The organism is Salinisphaera japonica YTM-1 (assembly GCF_003788585.1).
GTDB classification, from domain to species: domain Bacteria; phylum Pseudomonadota; class Gammaproteobacteria; order Nevskiales; family Salinisphaeraceae; genus Salinisphaera; species Salinisphaera japonica.
The window spans coordinates 35,304-53,322 of record NZ_AYKG01000008.1 but is presented as its reverse complement, the minus strand read 5'-3'; the positions used below and the strand labels follow the sequence as shown (position 1 = coordinate 53,322).

Here is an 18,019-nt window from a genome sequence, read left to right as displayed (position 1 = left end):
ATTTACGACATCACGCAGGGCCTTTCCGTTACAACAACAGCGTGCGCAGATCCGACAGTTTCTCGCTGATGAAGCCGGTGATACGGGCGGCCTTGGCGCCGTCGATCACGCGGTGATCATAAGAGAAGCTTAGCGGCAGGATCAGGCGTGGCTCGAACTCAGAGCCGTTCCAGACGGGCTGCATGGTGTGCTTGGACACGCCCAGGATGCCGACTTCGGGCGAGTTGACGATCGGCGTGAACGCCGTGCCGCCAACGCCGCCGAGGCTCGAGATCGAGAAACACGCGCCTTGCATGTCGCTGCCCTTGATCTTGCCGTCGCGGGCACGGGCCGAGACATCGTCCAGATCGCGGGCGATCTCGTAGATGCCTTTCTTGTCGACGTCCTTGATGACCGGCATGAGCAGGCCGCCGGGGGTGTCGACCGCCACCGCGATGTTGACGTATTTCTTGTGCACCAGGGACGCGCCGTCGGCGGTCAACGAGCTGTTCAAGTCCGGGAAGGCCTTGAGGGCCGCGGCCGAGGCTTTCAGCAGGAAGGCCAGCGGCGTGAGCTTGACGCCGTCGGCCTTGGCTTTTTCCTTGTTGGCCTGGCGGAAGGCTTCCATCTCGGTGATGTCAGCGGTGTCGAACTGGGTGACGTGCGGGATGAGCAGCCAGTTCTTGTGCACGGCCTTGGCCGAGATCTTGCGGATACGAGCCAGCTCGGTGATTTCGACCTCGCCGAACTGGCTGAAGTCGATATCCGGCTGCGTGGGCACGCCGCCGCCACCGCCGGCCGGGGCCGCAGCGCCGGCCTTGCTCTTGCCGCTCTGGACCTGTTCCAGCGCGCCTTTGACGTAGGACTGCACGTCTTCTTCGGTGATGCGGCCCTTGCGGCCCGAGCCTTCGATCTTGCCGAGATCAGCGCCCAGCTCGCGGGCGAACTTGCGCACGCTGGGCGAGGCATGGGCCTTGCCGAAGCGGTCTTCGTCCACGGATTGGATCTTCGACTTATCGAGACCTTCCGAGGGCTTGCCGGCATCGGCCCGTGGCGCGGGCTTATCGTCCTGCGAGGCGGTGCCGGAGTCGGGCTGTTTCTTCTTGCCCTCGTCCGGCGTGGCCTTGGCGTCATCGGCCTGGGCGCTGCCGCCGGGCGATTTCTTGTCCGACTTGTCCTTGCTTGACGTGTCTTTTTCGGCCTTGTCGCCCGACTTGGATTCGGCCGCGCCAGAGCCGCCGCCGGCGGTCTGCACCATGGCGATCACGTCGCCTTCGGAGACGTTGTCGCCTTCGGCGATTTTCAACTCGGTGAGTGTACCGGCGGCCGAGGAGGGCACTTCCAGCGTGGCCTTGTCGGATTCCAGCGTGATGAGCGCCTGTTCCTTCTCGACCGTATCGCCTTCGGCGACCAGCACTTCGATAACCTCGACCGCGTCGAAATCACCGATGTCCGGCACTTTCACTTCTACGGTTTCGCCGTCGCCAGCGTCGTCGGCCTTGGCCTGTTCTTCGCCGGCGTCTTCCTTGTCTTCGGGGTCGTCGTCGCCGTCCGGCGTGTCGTCACCGGAAGCCTCGGATTCCTCGGCCGATTCGTTGTCCGAGCCTTCTGCCTGATCGTCGTCGCCGTCGTCGTCGTCAGCATCGTCCGAGCCCGAGTCGTCCTCGGCTTCGACCATGGCGATCACATCGCCCTCGGAGACGTTATCGCCTTCGCTGATCTTGAGCTCGGTGATCTTGCCGGCCACCGTGGACGGCACTTCAAGTGTCGCCTTGTCGGATTCCAGCGTGATGAGCGCCTGCTCTTTTTCGACCGTGTCGCCTTCGGCCACCAGCACTTCAATGACTTCGACCGCGTCGAAGTCGCCAATGTCCGGGACCTTGATTTCCTGCGCCGCCATAAAACGTTTCCTTGGCTAGGACGGCGGCGGGCCATTGTTGTCTGCCCGCCGCTGTCTTGTCTCGGTTAAAGCGTTGTCACTCGCACCCGATCAGGCGTAGAGCGGTTCCGGCTTGTCCGGATCGATGCCGTACTTGCGGATGGCCTCACCCACGACTTTACGCTCGATCTTGCCCTCATCGGCCAGGGCTTTCAGCGCACAGACGGTGATCCAGCGTCGATCGACCTCGAAGAACTCACGCAGGGCTTCGCGCGTGTCCGAACGGCCGAAGCCGTCGGTGCCCAGCGTGTGATAAGCCACCGGCATGTAGGGGCGAATCATTTCGGGCAGGGCACGCACATAGTCCGTGGCGGCGATGGCCGGGCCGCGGGCCTCGGCGAATTTCTCGCCGACGTGGCTGATTTTCTGCTCTTGATCCGGGTGGAGCATGTTCCAGCGCTCGGCGGTGAGGCCGTCGCGCTTCAGCTCGGTGAAGCTTGGGGCGGACCAGACCGTGGCACCGACGTCGTACTCGTCCTCGAGCATCTTGGCGGCCGCGATGACCTCGCGCATGATCGTGCCCGAGCCCAGCAGGTTGACCTGGTTGTCCTTGTCGTCACCCGAGGCCGAGTACTGATACAGGCCGGCGATGATGTCGTCTTCGACGCCTTCGGGCATCGGCGGGTGGTTGTAGTTCTCGTTCATCATCGTGATGTAGTAATAGACATCACGCTGTTCCTGATACATCTCCACCAGGCCGCGATGGATGATCACGGCCATCTCGTAGGAGAAGGTCGGGTCATAGGCCTTGCAGTTGGGCACGCAGTCGAACATCACATGGCTGTGGCCGTCCTGGTGCTGCAGGCCCTCGCCGTTGATGGTCGTGCGCCCGGCGGTGCCGCCCAGCATGAAGCCACGGGCACGCATGTCGCCGGCGGCCCAGCAGAAATCACCCACACGCTGGAAGCCGAACATGCTGTAGAAGGCATAAAACGGGATCATCGTCGTGGCGTGGTTCGAGTACGACGTGGCCGCGGCGATGAACGAGGAGATGGCACCGGCTTCGGTGATGCCTTCTTCCAGAATCTGGCCGTCCTTGGCTTCCTTGTAGAAGGCCAGCTGATCGGAGTCTTCGGGCACGAAGAGCTGGCCCACCGGCGAGTAGATGCCAAGCGAGCGGAACATGCCTTCCATGCCGAAGGTACGCGCCTCGTCCGGGATGATCGGGACGATACGGTCCTTGATGTTCTTGTCGCGCGTCAGGATCTGCAGGATGCGTGTGAAGACCATGGTGGTGGCCATTTCACGATCGCCCGAGCCCTGAAGCAGCTTGTCGAAGGCCGACAGCTCGGGGATTTCAAGCTTGTCGCCCTCGGTGCGGCGCTGGGGCAGATAACCGCCCAGCTCCTTGCGACGCGCGTGGAGATACTGCATCTCCTCGGAGTCTTCTTCGGGCTTGTAGAAGGGTGCGTCGGCGATCTTGTCGTCGGCGATCGGGATCTCGAAGCGATCGCGGAATTCCTTGAGCGCCTCCTCGGCCATCTTCTTCTGCTGGTGGGTGATGTTCTGGCCTTCGCCAGCCTCGCCCATGCCATAGCCCTTGACCGTCTTGGCCAGGATGACCGTCGGCTTGCCGTTGTCCTGATTCACGGCCTGATGATAGGCGGCATAGACCTTGTGCGGGTCATGCCCGCCGCGGTTCAGGCGTGAAATATCCTCGTCCGACATCGAGGCGACCATCTTCTTGGTCTGTTCGTACTTGCCGAAGAACTCGTCGCGCGTGTACTTGCCGCCGCGGGCCTTGTAGGCCTGGTATTCGCCGTCGACGGTTTCGTTCATCAGTTCGACAAGCTTGCCGTCGTGGTCCTGGGCCAGCAGGCCGTCCCACATGGAGCCCCAAAGCACCTTGATGACGTTCCAGCCGGCGCCGCGGAAGATGCCTTCCAGCTCGTCGACGATCTTGGAGTCACCGCGCACCGGGCCGTCCAGGCGCTGCAAGTTGCAGTTGACCACGAAGATCAGGTTATCGAGGTTCTCGCGCGCGGCCATGCCGATCGCGCCCTTGGACTCGGGCTCGTCCATCTCGCCGTCGCCGCAGTAGCACCAGACGTGGCGGCCCTTGGTTTCCTTAACCCCGCGATTCTCCATATAACGCATGAAGCGCGCCTGGTAGATCGCGTTGATGGGACCGATACCCATGGACACGGTGGCGAACTGCCAGTAATCCGGCATCAGCCAGGCGTGGGGATAGCTCGACAGGCCCTTGCCCGTGGACTCGGCGCGGAAGTTGTAGAGATCATCCTCGGTGAAACGGCCTTCCAGATAGCTGCGGGCATACATGCCCGGCGCCGAATGGCCCTGGAAATAGACCAGATCCCCGCCGTGCTCTTCGCTGGGGGCATGGAAGAAATGGTTGAAGCCGACTTCATACAGCGTGGCCGCCGAGGCGAAGCTGGCGATATGCCCGCCCACGCCTTCGTGATGACGGTTGGCCTGTACCACCATGGCCATGGCGTTCCAGCGGATGATCGAGCGGATACGCCACTCGATGGCCGGATCACCGGGGCTCTTGGCCTCCATGTGCGGCGGAATGGTGTTCACATACGCCGTGTTCAGGGAGTAGGGGATCTGGGCGCCGGTACGGCGCGACCGATCGATGAGCATCTCCAGCAGGAAATGAGCCCGTTCCGGGCCTTCGCGTTCGATGACTGCGTCAAGCGCGTCGCGCCATTCGGCAGATTCCTGGGCGTCGACGTCAGGGATGTCGTCTACGTGCTCGGGATGGGCGCTCGCTTGAGCCATGAGATGCTCCTTCGACAAAGCATTATGGGATCGTGATCGGGCCCGATATTACGCCGCGCGACCGATACACGACAACTTGAAGCCCGCAGCGTTCAAGCCGTGATGACGGCCGGCAGACGTTGGCGGACCAACGTGTTGTTGCGCAGTGCGCATGGCCGGGCCACGCGTCGACTACGACGATCGGACAGATTGCCATAAAGCGGCCGATCGTGCTGTGACATACGCGGTGTGGCCAGAAGACGAGGCAGGCGCGCGGCACGGCGGCCGCGCATAAAAAAGCCGATGGGTCGAAAACCCATCGGCTCGGTCTGGCACTACCGCTGGCGTCTAGCGCGGCTTGTCGGACTCGTCATCCGAACTCAGATATTTGTGCTCGAATTCGGCGAGCCACTGCTCGGCGGTCTCTTTCGTCTCGCCGTATTTTTCCTGGATCTTACCCAGCATGTTCTCGCGCTTGCCCTTGGCCTGCTCGACGTCGTCGTCGGTCAGCTTGCCGAAGTACTCACGTGCCTTGCCTTTGGCACGATCAAAACGGCCGGACCATTTGTCGTCGCTTTCTGCCATGTTTTGCTCCTGAAAAAAGTCTGTGTCTATCTATATCAGACCAAGGGATGCTTGCAAAAGCGGTGTTTTCAGTTTTCTTTTGTCTTGTTCTTCTTCTTGGCGCTGTCCGTGTCGTTGTTCTTGTCGCTGTTCTTGTCGCTGTTCTTGTCGTTGTCCTGGCCGCTATAAGCCACCTGCGCATAGTTGACGACCGCCACCATCAGAATGCCGCCAAACATGTTGCCGATCAGCGTGGGCACGAAGAAATCGGTGATGTACTGACCGATGGTGTGGCTGCCCTCGAACACGGCGTAGAGCGCGGCCACGGAGCCCGCGATGATATGCGGCAGATGCGCCAGACCGATCAAGAACGTCACCAGGATGATCACGCCCACGCGAGCCGTCTCGGCAAACGGCAACAGCCAGAGCATGAGTGCGACCAGCCAGCCGGCGAACACCGCACGGATCATCGTCTCCAGAAAGGTCGCCGAGTATTCGCTGGCCGCGATCTGGCTGAGCGCTGGGGCGATGGAATCATCCAGCACGTGACCATAGACGAGCGTGGCGCCGAATATCGCCGTGCCCAGGATATTGGCCGCCAGCACGACCAGCCACAGATTGACGGTCTGGATCAGCGTATCCAGGCGTTTGACGCGCAGCACCTCCAGCACCGGGGTGAGGGTGTTCTCGGTGAACAGCTGTTGCCGGCCTAGAATGACGAACAGAAAGCCCATGGAGTAGCCGAAGCTCGAGATGATCGTCTGCCAGGACGCCTCGGGCGAGTAATGCCGCAGCAAGGCCTGGGCCACGAAAGAGAACCCCATCGACAGGCCGGCCGCCAGCGCGGACCAGGCCAGACCGGGCAGCGGGCGCGAAAGCTCGGATTCGGCCTCGGCGCGAATCGCTTCATAGACCACGGCCGCGCTGGGAAACTCGCGGCGGCGCGCATCCCGACGCTCGTGGCGGTTCAGATCGGCTTCCTGATTCTCTTCTTTCTTGCCGTTGTCTTTCTTATCGTTCGGGCCGTTCTTGTCGGCGGCCTGGTTCTGCGATGATTCGCTCATCGATCACACTCGTGGGTTGACGATGTCAAAGCCCTATCTTACGGCCCGCCGGCTTTCTGCCAACCGATGGCTGGCGATATCACTGCTCGCACTGGGCCTGGTTATGTCAAATATCGCGGCGGCCAAGGTTGTCGCCGAACCGGTGCATGTCAGCCAGCGGCTGCCCCATGACGCCAGTGCTTTCACCCAGGGGTTTCTGATTGATGAGGCCGGGCAGTGGTATGAGAGCACCGGCCTGTACGGGCATTCGACGATCAGACACGTCGAGCCGCGCACCGGCCAAGCCATCACGCGCCGTGAGCTGAAACCACGATATTTCGGCGAAGGCTTGGCTCTTGTTGATGACCGGCTGTACCAGCTGACGTGGAAAGCGGGCCGCGTGTTCGTTTATGACCGCGACACATTGCGCCACATCGCTGATTTCTCCTACGCCGGCCAGGGCTGGGGGCTTGCCCGCTGTGGCGATGCACTGGTGATGAGCGATGGCAGCGATACGCTGACCTTTCGCGATCCGAACACTTTCGAGATCACGGAGCGTTTACCCGTGCACCGGGCCGGGCAGACCGTCGACGAGCTCAACGAGCTGGAAGTCATCCACGGCATGATCTGGGCCAATCAGTGGCACACCAATCGTTTGTTGATCATCGATCCGGGAAGCGGCGATGTCGTGGCCGTGCGCGATGCGACTCGCCTGGCGGCCGAGCAGCCGGACAGCGCCGATGTCTTCAACGGCATCGCCTATGACCGGGCCGCGGATCGTGTCTATGTCACCGGCAAGCAATGGGCATACGTGTATGCGCTGGATGCCGGGGCCAGCCGGATCGGGGTCTCGGCACGCACCTCGCAGCGCTGCCGCATGCCGGCCGAATGATGGCCGGGCCCCGGCTACTTGCCGATACAGAAGCTGGAGAAGATCTCGCCCAACAGATCATCGCTGGTCACCCGCCCGGTGATTTCGCCCAGCGCGTTCTGCGCCAGGCGCAGTTCTTCGGCCACGAGATCACCCGCGGCATCCACGGTCAGCACCTGGCGTGCATCAACCAGGTGCCGGGCCGCGGCGTCGAGTGCGGTGAGATGACGTCGCCGGGCCACGAAGACAGGCTCCGCCTGATCGTCCAGGCCGGCCAGATGCTTGAGATGCTGGCCAAGAGCCTCGAAACCCTCGCCGCTGTGGGCCGATACCCGCACGCCGGGCAACCCGCCGATCTCGCAGGCACCGGGGCACTGGCCCGATAGATCGCTCTTGTTGGCGATCAGCGTCAGGCCCGAGCCAGAGGCCAGGTTGGCGAACTCATCGATAAGCGCCTGGTCGTCCCGTGTGAGGCCGGCCGTATCGTCAATGACGAGCAGCACGCGATCCGCGGTATCGATCTCGGCACGCGCCCGTCGCACACCCTCGGCCTCGACCGGGTCGAGGGTGTCACGCAGGCCGGCGGTGTCGATCAGGGTCAACGGCAGACCATCGATCGACAGCTGCTCGGTGAGCACATCACGCGTGGTGCCGGCGATATCGGTCACGATGGCCGAATCCCGTCGTGCCAGGCGATTGAGCAGGCTGGATTTGCCGACGTTGGGCCGGCCGACGATCACGACCCGCAGGCCATCGCGAAACCCGGCGCCCTGGCCGGCGGCGCGCCGCAGTGCGGCCAGGTCGGTCGCAATGGCATCCAGGCGCCCCAGGATCTGGCCGTCCCCCAGGAAATTGACGTCTTCCTCGTCGGGGAAATCGATGGCGGCCTCGGTATAGACCCGCAGCGCCGTCAGCTCGGCCACCAGGGCCTCGATTTCATCGGCGAAGGCCCCTTCCACTGCCCGCACGGCCGCGCGGGCGGTCACCGCGCTCTTGGCCGCGATCGCGTCGGCAATCGCCTCTGCCTGATCGAGGCTGAGTTTGTCGTTGAGAAACGCCCGCTGCGAGAACTCGCCCGGGCCGGCCAGCCGTGCGCCCAGCGCCACCAGTCGCTGGAGGAGCAGATCCACGAGAATCGGCGAGCCGTGGCCATGCAGCTCGGCGACATGCTCACCGGTGAACGAGGCCGGGGCAGGGAAATAGAGCACCAGGCCCTTGTCGATAGCCTGCTCTTGATCGTCAAAAAACGCCGCTAGCACGGCATAGCGAGGCCTGGGCAGCCGCCCGATCAGGTCGGTCACGATCTCCGGCACGGCCGGGCCGGAGATACGAATGACCGCGACGCCGGCCTGACCGGCGCCGCTGGCCAGCGCGGCGATGGTATCGCCCGAAGGCTGCCCCCGGCCGACCGTGCTCATCGGCTAACTCTTAGCCTTCGCCTTCTTGGGCTTCGGCCCGCCGTTGGCCTCTTCGTTATCCAGCTTGCGGTAGATGTACCACTGCTGGGCGATGGTCAACAGGTTGTTAGTACACCAGTAGAGCACCAGACCGGCCGGGAAGAAGGCAAAGAACACGGCCATGCCGATGGGCATGATCTGCATGATGCGTTGCTGCATCGGATCCATGGCCGCATTCACGTTCAGCCGCTGCTGCAGGAACATGGTCAGGCCGAAGATCACCGGCAACACGAAGTAGGGATCCGGCGCCGACAGGTCGTTGATCCACAGCATGAACGGCGCATGGCGCAATTCGACCGACTCACGCAGTACCCAGTACAGCGCGATGAAGACCGGCATCTGCACCAACAGCGGCCAGCAGCCGGCCATCGGGTTGAAGCCTTCTTCCTTGTACAGCGCCATCATGCGCTTCTGGAGTTCCTGCTTGTCGTCGCCGTACTGCTCCTTGAGCTTGGCCATGCGCGGCTGGAACTTGCGCATGCGGGCCATGCCACGGAACTGGATTTCCGAGAGCTTGTAGAACAGGGCCTTGATGACACAGGTCAGCAGGATGATCGCCAGGCCCCAGTTGCCCACCAGCGAATGCAGGAACTCCAGCACCGCAAAGATCGGGCGCGCCAGCACCGAGAACCAGCCATAGTCGACCGTCAGGCCCAGACCCGGGGCGACACCGTCAAGCTGATCCTGGTATTTCGGGCCGATGAACAGCGTCGAGCTGAAATCGGCACTGCTGCCCGGGGCAACGCTTTTCTGAGCGCCGACGAAACCGGTCGCATAACCGCCGCTGGCGCCCTGGATGCCTTTGCCACGTGCGAAAAACCGCACCTCGCTATCGGCCGGCGGCACGACGGCGCCGATGAAGTAGTGCTGGATCATGGCGATCCAGCCGCCCGATTGGCTCAGGGTCAACGGATCGCTCAGGATGTCTTCACGATCGCGCGTCTGGTAGGCGTACTCTTCGTCGCCCTTGGCCTGGTACCAGCCGGCGCCGAAGAACGGCGAGGAGAACGGCACGTCGCCCGTTGCCGCCTGCGGCGTACGCCAGTAGCGCACGTATTGTGACAGGTCCCACGGCGCACCGGCCCGGTTCTGTGCCTGCTGATCGAGACCGATCTTGTAGCTGCCGCGGTGGAAGGTATAGCGCTTGACCACGGTATGACCGGCGTTGTCGGTCCAGGTCATGGGCACGACGAGCGTGTCCTGACCCTCGGTCATCTCGTAATCGGTCTTACTGGCCGAGAAGCTGGCGGTATGCGTGGGCGCATCGCCGTCCTTGGAGATCAGGCCGTTCTGCTCGATGAAGAAATCGGGCAGGGAATCGTTGATCAGGCGCAGATCCGTGTCCGGCTTTTCCGACGACAGCGGCACCCCGCGCAGCGCCACCCGCGACAGACTACCGCCGGTGGTGTCGATCACGACGTCGAGCTTGTCGGTGACGACATGAATCTTTTCGCCCTGAGCCACCGGCGAGGCGTTGTTGCCGGGCACCTCGGCCATGCGGCCGGCCGGCGCGCTGCCCCCCGTGCCATCGCTGGATGTACTCGATCCCTTACTGGACGGTGCACCGATACTCGGCACGTCGTCGTCGCCCGTATTGGCCGGCCCACTCGTGTCAGCCGGCTGGTCGCTCTGCTGGGCGACCTGTGCCGTGGGTTGATTCGCGTAGTCAGTCTGCCAGGCCTGATACAGGAAGAAGCAGACCGCCGCGGCGGCACAGAGCAGAGCAAAGCGAATATTGTCCATCGGTCGGAGTTCCCGGTTCGCGAGATGAGGCGCCGCGGCGACTTAGCGGATGTCTTTCAAGGCTGACGCAGCGTCTTCGAGGCCGCTATCTTGGACCAGATCACCGCCAGCTGATCAAACAGCTCGGCGTTGGTCATGTGGCTGGTATGGCTGCGTGCAAGCACCACGATATCGACCGGACATGACAGGTTCTGATGCTGTCGAAACGATTCGCGTGTCACGCGTTTGACACGGTTGCGATCAACCGAACGCCGGATACGACGCTTTGCCAGCGCTAGCCCGAGCCGCGATCGGCCCGATGGCGAGCGTGCAGCGATCAGCACGAATCCCCGACTGACGAATTTCTCGCCGTCGGCGAACACCGCCCGGAACTGAGGCGGGGCGAGCAGACGCGCTTCGCGAGGGAACGCGGCTCGCACGAATACGGCTCGGTTTACGGCGTCAGACGCTTGCGGCCTTTCGCACGACGCGCGGCGATCACACGACGACCGTTCTTGGTGGCCATGCGGGCACGGAAACCGTGGGTGCGCTTACGACGCAGATTGCTGGGCTGAAAAGTGCGCTTCATGAGAAGGCTCCTGCGCCTTTGCAAGGCACATGTTGACGTAAAAGAGCGCGGATTTTATGCGCGTGGGCGTTTATCCGCAAGCCTTGAATAAGGCTGTGGATAAGCTGTGACAAGTACGTTAACTTGTTCGGCCGCGCGCCATGTGCAGCGCCCTTTCTTGCCGGCACGGAGCGAACGATTTGGCCAATACGCTTTGGCAGCGCTGTCTGACCCATATCGAAACCCGGCTTCCGGAAAAAGACGTGAACCTGTGGCTGCGGCCGCTTGAAGCACGTTTTGGCGACGATGGGTTGGATCTCATGGCGCCCAACGAAGTCGTTCGCGACCAGGTTGAGCGTGAACTGCGCGCCCCGATCGCCAACGCGCTCTCCGAGCTCGGAGAAGCGCCGCGACGTATTCGTGTGCTGGTCGGCGGTGGCAAGCAGGTCGCCGAGCCGGTCGAGGCCGATGCGCCGCCGTTGACCGATACGGCGCGACACAACCTGGATGCCCGCTACACGTTCGAATCGTTCGTGCAGGGCAAGTCCAACCAGATTGCGCGCGCGGCCGCCGAGCAGGCCGCCGATCCGGAGAACATGGCTTACAACCCGCTGTTGATCTATGGCGGTGTGGGCCTGGGCAAGACCCATCTCATGCAGAGCGTGGGCCATCGTCTGCTGACCAATAACCCTCGCGCTCGTATTGCCTACGTGCGTTCAGAGCATTTCGTCAACGAGATGATCACCGCGATTAGACATAATCGGATGGAGCGCTTCAAGGAACACTATCGAACGCTCGATGCGCTGCTGATCGATGATATCCAGTTCTTCGCCGGCAAGGACCGCTCGCAGGAGGAGTTCTTTCATACGTTCAACTCGCTGCTCGAGGCCAACCAACGGATCATCATCACCTGCGATCGTTTTCCCAAAGAGGTCGACGGGCTTGAGGATCGGTTGAAATCACGCTTCTCCTGGGGCCTGTCCGTGGCGGTGGAGCCTCCGGAGCTGGAGACCCGGGTCGCCATCCTGCTGTCCAAGGCCGAGTTTCACGGCATAGAACTGCCGCAGGAAGTCGCCTTCTTCATCGGCAAGCGCGTGCGCTCGAACGTGCGCGATCTCGAGGGTGCGCTCCATCGCCTCAAGGCTTCAGCCCAGATCACGGGCGCAACCATCACCGTCGAGTTCGCCAAGCAAGCGCTCTACGACATGCTCGCGGTGTATGACCGCCTGGTAACGATCGAAAACATCCAGAAGACCGTCGCCGAGTATTTCAAGATCCGCCTGGCTGACCTGCTTGGCAAGAAGCGTACTCGAACAATCGCCAGGCCGCGGCAGATGGCAATGGCGCTGGCTAAAGAGCTGACGAACCACAGCCTGCCCGAGATAGGTCAGGGTTTCGGCGGTCGCGATCACACGACAGTTTTGCATGCCTGTCGCAAGGTCAAAGAACTTCGAGAGACCGATACGCGATTCGACGAAGATTATGTCAACTTGAGCCGCATACTCACCAGTTAGTTGTGGACAAGTCAGGGATAACCACAGCGCGGAAAGAGGTCGCCGCACCTGGGTCTAAACCGTCCACAATCTGCACACAAGTTCCAAACAGTTTGTAACGCTGTTAACAAACAATGTTAATAAGTAAGCAAGTATATGAATTCAAAAGAAAAATAGAGTTATCAACAGCATAGCCCTTCAGCTATTGTTGTTACTACTATTTTTCTTTTAAGCCATTAAGACAGCAAGACGATTACCGCCCGGAGATCGAAGCCCATGCAGTTCACAGTTCAGCGACGAGACATGCTCTCCGCCCTCCAGACCGTGATCGGTGTCGTCGAAAGACGCCAGACTATGCCGATCCTGTCGAACGTATTGATCCAGGGCGAGAACAACCAGCTCACACTCACAGCAACTGATCTAGAACTCGAGCTCGTCACACACTGCCCGGCCGTCATTGAAGCACCGGGGGCAGTCGCCATCCCGGCGCGTAAGCTGCTTGATATCTGTCGTGGACTCCCTGATGACGCCGAAATTCAATGTCGTCAGGAAGGAAACCAGACTAAGATCCAGTCCAATCGTTCTCGATTCACACTTGCCGTGCTGTCTGCCGACGACTGGCCACATCTGGATGAAGTAGAGAGCGGGCAGACGATCTCGATCCCCGAGAACACGTTGAAAGGGCTGCTCGATCGCACACACTTCGCCATGGCCCAGCAGGATGTCCGTTATTACCTGAACGGTCTTCTGTTGTCACTGCGAAGTGATCGGGTGCGATGTGTGGCTACCGACGGACATCGGCTGGCGTTATCGGATGCCAATATTGACGTCAACGTGGATGAAGCGATACAGGCCATCATTCCGAGAAAAGGCGTGACCGAGCTTGTCCGGCTGCTAGGTAACAGCGATGCTGAAATCCGGCTGATGTTATCGAACAAGCATCTGCGGTTAGAACTGCCGGGTCTAAGTTTCACCACGAAATTGATTGACGGTCGTTTCCCTGATTACGAACGCGTGATTCCAGCACAGCCCGAGCAGGAAATGACCGCGCACCGCGATACGATTCGTCAGGCGCTGTCGCGAACGGCCATTCTGTCGAATGAGAAGTTTGGCGGTGTACGGCTCACTCTGGGCGAACACACGCTCAAGCTGCAGGCCCAGAACGTCGAGCGAGAAGAAGCAGAAGACGAGATCGAAGTTTCCTACGATGGCCAGCCGCTAGAGATCGGCTTCAACGTCACTTATCTGCTCGACGCCCTCGGTGCCATGGACGGGGAGGAGTTTCTACTGGCCCTGTCAGGCGCGGACAGCAGTGGCCTGCTTCAAGCAGTCGGCGACGAGAGCAGCCGCTACGTCGTCATGCCGATGCGGCTGTAGCACGCTCTTGTGCGGATCGATTCGCTTTATATCGATCATTTTCGGTGTGTTCGGGAATGTGACATCCAGGCGTCACCTGGTATCAATTGCATCGTAGGTGATAACGCTTCGGGCAAGACGAGTGTGCTCGAGGCCATTTATCTATTGGGGCGAGGGCAATCGTTTCGGCAGAATCAGCTGTCTCACGCGATCCATCACGACGCCGATGCTTTTACGGTTCGCAGCCGTGTCACCGGCGACGATGCGGCGACATCACACCGTATTGGCTGCCATGTAGCTCGGCGCAACGTCGCATTCAAGCTCGACGATCAGATCACGACGCGTCGCTACGATCTGATCAGTGCATTACCGCTCCAGCATATCGATCCCAACGTCCATCGGCTGCTTGAGGAAGGCCCGCAACACCGTCGTCATTTTCTCGATTGGGGCGTGTTCCACGTGGAACATGCCTTTTTCCCGGCATGGCGACGTTATCGGCGAGCGTTGAAACAACGCAACCGGGCGTTGCGTCATCAACGGCCAAAACATGAGGTCGTCGCCTGGGATCCGGAGTTGGTAGAGCAGGGTGAAATCGTCGACGCCTGTCGCCGGCGCTATCTTTCGCATGTTCAGAGGCAGTTGCCGCAGAACACCAAAGCACTCATTGGCGAAGATCAGCTGATCTTTGAATATCAGCCCGGTTGGCGCGGGAACGATGGCTATGGCGCAGCCTTGGCAGCTTCTCTTGAGCAGGACGCCAAGGCACGTTTCACTGGGAACGGTCCGCACCGTGCTGATATTCGTATCAATATTGCCGCAACACGCGCTCGTGACTGGGTTTCACGTGGACAACAGAAGATTCTGACAGCCGCGCTACTGCTGGCACAGGCTCATATCCTCTATGAGATACGTGGCATTCGACCGATACTTTTAATCGACGACATGGCCGCGGAATTGGGCCAGAAATATAGACAAACCTTCGCCGAAGAGATTGTTCGCTGCCAAGCCCAGTGTTTCGTCACTTTTCTCGATCATGGGTTGATTCCCGAAGCACTTCTCAATGAGCGTGTGTTTCACGTGGAACACGGACGTATATCCGCCTGATATTTCCGAAAGCTGCAGTCTGTCGGCGAATTGATGGTCGTCTGTGTACTCCCGGGGGATAAGTCGCGAGCCGGGCGTTACGCGAAAGCCCGCTTGTTAAGCACTTCGTGCTAAAATTCAAACTTTCCCGAACACTAGCCGAGGTCGGCGCATGGCGGAATCCAACGGCGATTACAATTCCAGCAGCATCAAAGTGCTGAAAGGGCTCGAAGCCGTACGCAAGCGCCCCGGCATGTATATCGGAGACACCGATGACGGCACCGGGCTGCATCACATGGTGTTCGAGGTCGTGGATAACGCGATCGATGAAGCGCTTGCCGGGTACTGTCACGAGATCCTGGTCACGATTCATCGTGATCAGAGCATCACCGTGTCGGATGATGGCCGTGGTATACCCGTGGATATGCACGAAGGCGAAGGCAAGCCGGCTGCCGAGGTCATCATGACCGTGCTGCATGCCGGCGGTAAATTCGACGACAACTCCTATAAGGTCTCCGGCGGGCTCCACGGCGTGGGTGTATCGGTAGTCAACGCGCTGTCGGACTTCCTGCAGTTGGATATCCATCGCGACGGTTATCACTATTGCCAGCGATACAGTATGGGTGAGCCCAGCGAAGAGCTCGCACAGCTGGATGCGACCGATAGAACCGGGACCGCGATCCATTTTCATCCCAGCGATGAAGTGTTCACCAATATCGACTTCAACTACGACATCCTGGCCAAGCGGCTGCGAGAGTTGTCGTTTCTGAACTCCGGTGTGCGCATCCGCCTAAAGGAAGAGGCCACCGAGCGTGACGTGGTGTTCGAGTACGAAGGCGGCATCCGAGCCTTTGTAGAAGCGCTCAACGAGAACAAGACACAGCTGCACGAGAACGTTTTCTACTTCACCGGCGAGCGCGACGATATCGTGGTCGAGGTCGCCATGCAGTGGAACGACTCGTATCAGGAAAGCGTGTTCTGTTATACCAACAATATCCCGCAGAAGGATGGCGGCACGCATTTGGCGGGATTCCGCGGCGCGCTGACGCGTGGCCTCAACGGCTATATCGAGTCCGAAGGCCTGGCCAAGAAAGAAAAGGTCTCGCCGTCCGGCGACGATGCCCGCGAAGGGCTGACCGCGGTCATTTCCGTCAAGGTGCCGGATCCTAAGTTTTCCTCGCAGACCAAGGAAAAGCTCGTCTCCTCCGAGGTACGAGCCGCCGTTGAATCACAGGTGACCGAGCAGCTCACCGACTTCCTGCTGGAAAACCCGAAGGACGCGCGTGTCATCGCCGGTAAGGTGATCGACGCGGCACGAGCACGCGACGCCGCGCGTCGGGCCCGCGACATGACGCGTCGCAAGGGGGCGCTGGATATCGCGGGTCTGCCGGGCAAGCTGGCTGACTGCCAGGAAAAAGATCCGGCGCAATCGGAACTCTTCCTGGTCGAGGGTGACTCGGCCGGCGGCTCGGCCAAGCAGGGCCGTGATCGACACAATCAGGCGATTCTGCCCTTGAAGGGCAAGATCCTGAACGTGGAAAAAGCACGCTTTGACAAGATGTTGTCGTCGGCCGAGGTGGGCACCCTGATCACGGCACTCGGCTGTGGTATCGGGCGCGATGAATTCAACCCGGCGAAGCTGCGTTATCACCGCATCATCATCATGACCGATGCTGACGTCGACGGCTCGCATATCCGCACGCTGCTGCTGACGTTCTTCTATCGTCAGATGTTCGAGCTGATCGAGGCCGGCTATATCTATATCGCCCAGCCGCCGCTCTACAAGGTCAAATCGGGCAAGCAGGAATATTACGTCAAGGACGACAAGGAGTTGTCGAACTATCTGCTGCGCCTGGCCTTGAACAAGGCCGAGTTCCGGGTCTCCGGTGACACGCCGCCGATCGCTGAAGACGCGCTGGCCGATCTGGCGCATCGCTATACCGGCATGCTCGAGGATATCGATCGCATGGCACGGCGGTTCGACCCGGCCACGTTGACCGAGATGACGTATCTCACACCGGTCACGACCGAGGCATTCACAGACGCTGCCTGGATGAGCGAATGGGCCGAGGCCTTGCAGGGACGGCTGGACGCCCGAAAAGAGCCGCGGCATCGCTACGAAGTGCAGGTGAAGCCGGCAGACGACGAGCATCCGTTGCATCTACAGGTCACGCGCTATAGCCACGGTATTCCGCATATCTTTGTATGGCACGAAGATTTCTTCGCCAGCGGCGAATACCAGCGCATGTCTCGCCTGGGCGCGGAACTGACGGGCATGATCGGCGAGGGCGCGCGCGTGAATCGCGGCGAGCGCGAGAAAGAGATCGAAACCTTCGACGAAGCCTATCGCTGGCTGTTGGAACAGGCCAAGCGCGGCCTGAACGTCCAACGCTACAAGGGCCTGGGCGAAATGAACCCAGAGCAACTCTGGGAAACCACCATGGACCCGGAAAGCCGACGTCTCATGCAGGTCAAGATCGACGACGCCGTCGGTGCCGACCAGATCTTCACCACACTCATGGGTGACCACGTTGAACCGCGCCGCGAATTCATCGAGCGCAACGCTCTGATGGTGTCGAATTTGGATGTTTGATTGGCGCTGAATCGCAGGCAACTAGGGCCTGTTGCCGTTTCATGCGGGCCCGCGCCAAGCGCTGTTTTGCGGCAAGACGAGGCGTAGCCCCCGCCGCGCAGTCATTCTGCGTAAGAGGGCTAGAACGCTGTATTGCCGCAAAACAGCGCTTGTCCCAAAGGGTTGGGCCGCCCATAAAAAATTGAAGATGGGCGCCCTGCAGCGTTACGAGCCTTGATCGTGGCACGCCACGATGCGGCGACTCGCGCCTTGCAGGACACGATTTGCGGTCTCCAACGCGGCGCTCGCATGAAACGGCAATAGGCCCTAACAAGCCGCGTTTCGACGCGGCTTTTTCATGAAGACTATCCGCAGATTTCGCAGATTCAGTTGGAAAGCAAATGATCGTCAGCTTGAGCTTGTAGCTGCTACAACGCTTTACTCGACGTGCTGCCCAAGCAATCTGCGTCATCTGTGTAATCTGCGCATGATCTTCTTTCTATTTGCGTTCTCACCGGCCCACGAGACTGAGCGATCGCTACGCGAACGAAAACCCTGTCCGCAAATGAACGCCAATAAACGCGAATGAATACAGACGGTTATCCGAAGATTGAGCAGGTTCTGTAAATCCCCCTCGGAAAGTAACTGATC

General features: G+C 60.6%; 13 protein-coding genes. 5 read left to right on the top strand and 8 right to left on the bottom strand.

Annotated elements, in window-relative coordinates:
- Window positions 1–28 precede the first annotated feature (28 nt).
- The 4 genes from SAJA_RS03745 to SAJA_RS03730 form a co-directional block, all read right to left on the bottom strand.
- A complete protein-coding gene (locus SAJA_RS03745; protein ID WP_123657323.1) occupies window positions 29–1,879 on the bottom strand; it encodes a dihydrolipoyllysine-residue acetyltransferase in 1,851 nt (616 codons plus the stop codon).
- Between the two features lie 90 nt (window positions 1,880–1,969).
- On the bottom strand, window positions 1,970–4,660 hold the full coding sequence (gene aceE / locus SAJA_RS03740; protein WP_123657322.1) for a pyruvate dehydrogenase (acetyl-transferring), homodimeric type: 2,691 nt from the start codon (window positions 4,658–4,660) through the stop codon (window positions 1,970–1,972).
- A 327-nt stretch (window positions 4,661–4,987) separates the two neighbouring features.
- Window positions 4,988–5,224 carry a CsbD family protein gene (locus SAJA_RS03735; protein ID WP_123657321.1) on the bottom strand — a complete coding sequence of 79 codons (237 nt, stop codon included), beginning with the start codon at window positions 5,222–5,224 and terminating at the stop codon, window positions 4,988–4,990.
- A gap of 68 nt (window positions 5,225–5,292) precedes the next feature.
- On the bottom strand, window positions 5,293–6,267 hold the full coding sequence (locus SAJA_RS03730) for a formate/nitrite transporter family protein (RefSeq protein ID WP_123657320.1): 975 nt from the start codon (window positions 6,265–6,267) through the stop codon (window positions 5,293–5,295).
- A 103-nt stretch (window positions 6,268–6,370) separates the two neighbouring features.
- On the opposite strand from SAJA_RS03730, the gene SAJA_RS03725 reads away from it, so the two are divergent.
- Window positions 6,371–7,138 carry a glutaminyl-peptide cyclotransferase gene (locus SAJA_RS03725; RefSeq protein WP_184999731.1) on the top strand — a complete coding sequence of 256 codons (768 nt, stop codon included), beginning with the start codon at window positions 6,371–6,373 and terminating at the stop codon, window positions 7,136–7,138.
- A gap of 14 nt (window positions 7,139–7,152) precedes the next feature.
- Here SAJA_RS03725 and mnmE read toward each other — a convergent pair whose 3' ends face one another.
- From mnmE to rpmH, 4 genes are read right to left on the bottom strand one after another with little or no spacing between them, the layout of a single operon-like run.
- The gene (gene mnmE / locus SAJA_RS03720; RefSeq protein WP_123657318.1) at window positions 7,153–8,535 is read right to left on the bottom strand and encodes a tRNA uridine-5-carboxymethylaminomethyl(34) synthesis GTPase MnmE; all 1,383 of its coding nucleotides are present in this window, start codon (window positions 8,533–8,535) and stop codon (window positions 7,153–7,155) included.
- A 3-nt stretch (window positions 8,536–8,538) separates the two neighbouring features.
- Entirely contained in the window at window positions 8,539–10,317 is a 1,779-nt protein-coding gene (yidC, locus tag SAJA_RS03715; RefSeq protein ID WP_123657317.1) for a membrane protein insertase YidC, read from the bottom strand.
- Between the two features lie 56 nt (window positions 10,318–10,373).
- Window positions 10,374–10,736: a ribonuclease P protein component gene (gene rnpA / locus SAJA_RS03710; protein WP_123657316.1), complete on the bottom strand. Its 363-nt coding sequence runs from the start codon at window positions 10,734–10,736 to the stop codon at window positions 10,374–10,376.
- A gap of 14 nt (window positions 10,737–10,750) precedes the next feature.
- Window positions 10,751–10,885, bottom strand: coding sequence for a 50S ribosomal protein L34 (rpmH, locus tag SAJA_RS03705; protein WP_123657315.1), 135 nt, complete (start codon window positions 10,883–10,885; stop codon window positions 10,751–10,753).
- Window positions 10,886–11,025: 140 nt separating this feature from the next.
- Between rpmH and dnaA the strand changes: the two genes are divergently transcribed.
- The 4 genes from dnaA (at window position 11,026) to gyrB (ending at window position 17,389) form a co-directional block, all read left to right on the top strand.
- On the top strand, window positions 11,026–12,378 hold the full coding sequence (gene dnaA / locus SAJA_RS03700; protein WP_123657314.1) for a chromosomal replication initiator protein DnaA: 1,353 nt from the start codon (window positions 11,026–11,028) through the stop codon (window positions 12,376–12,378).
- A gap of 255 nt (window positions 12,379–12,633) precedes the next feature.
- Window positions 12,634–13,734 (top strand): DNA polymerase III subunit beta, encoded by a 1,101-nt coding sequence (gene dnaN / locus SAJA_RS03695; protein WP_123657313.1) that lies wholly within the window; start codon window positions 12,634–12,636, stop codon window positions 13,732–13,734.
- Window positions 13,735–13,743: 9 nt separating this feature from the next.
- Window positions 13,744–14,817 (top strand): DNA replication/repair protein RecF, encoded by a 1,074-nt coding sequence (gene recF, locus SAJA_RS03690; protein ID WP_123657312.1) that lies wholly within the window; start codon window positions 13,744–13,746, stop codon window positions 14,815–14,817.
- A gap of 151 nt (window positions 14,818–14,968) precedes the next feature.
- Window positions 14,969–17,389: a DNA topoisomerase (ATP-hydrolyzing) subunit B gene (gyrB, locus tag SAJA_RS03685; protein WP_123657311.1), complete on the top strand. Its 2,421-nt coding sequence runs from the start codon at window positions 14,969–14,971 to the stop codon at window positions 17,387–17,389.
- Window positions 17,390–18,019: the final 630 nt, after the last annotated feature.

Excerpts from the sequence above, each read along its gene's own strand:
- gyrB (WP_123657311.1), top strand. The coding sequence starts at position 14,969 with ATGGCGGAATCCAACGGCGATTACAATTCCAGCAGCATCAAAGTGCTG.
- mnmE (WP_123657318.1), bottom strand. The coding sequence starts at position 8,535 with ATGAGCACGGTCGGCCGGGGGCAGCCTTCGGGCGATACCATCGCCGCG.
- rpmH (WP_123657315.1), bottom strand. The coding sequence starts at position 10,885 with ATGAAGCGCACTTTTCAGCCCAGCAATCTGCGTCGTAAGCGCACCCAC.
- SAJA_RS03745 (WP_123657323.1), bottom strand. The coding sequence starts at position 1,879 with ATGGCGGCGCAGGAAATCAAGGTCCCGGACATTGGCGACTTCGACGCG.
- dnaN (WP_123657313.1), top strand. The coding sequence starts at position 12,634 with ATGCAGTTCACAGTTCAGCGACGAGACATGCTCTCCGCCCTCCAGACC.
- aceE (WP_123657322.1), bottom strand. The coding sequence starts at position 4,660 with ATGGCTCAAGCGAGCGCCCATCCCGAGCACGTAGACGACATCCCTGAC.
- dnaA (WP_123657314.1), top strand. The coding sequence starts at position 11,026 with ATGTGCAGCGCCCTTTCTTGCCGGCACGGAGCGAACGATTTGGCCAAT.
- yidC (WP_123657317.1), bottom strand. The coding sequence starts at position 10,317 with ATGGACAATATTCGCTTTGCTCTGCTCTGTGCCGCCGCGGCGGTCTGC.
- SAJA_RS03730 (WP_123657320.1), bottom strand. The coding sequence starts at position 6,267 with ATGAGCGAATCATCGCAGAACCAGGCCGCCGACAAGAACGGCCCGAAC.
- SAJA_RS03735 (WP_123657321.1), bottom strand. The coding sequence starts at position 5,224 with ATGGCAGAAAGCGACGACAAATGGTCCGGCCGTTTTGATCGTGCCAAA.
- SAJA_RS03725 (WP_184999731.1), top strand. The coding sequence starts at position 6,371 with ATGTCAAATATCGCGGCGGCCAAGGTTGTCGCCGAACCGGTGCATGTC.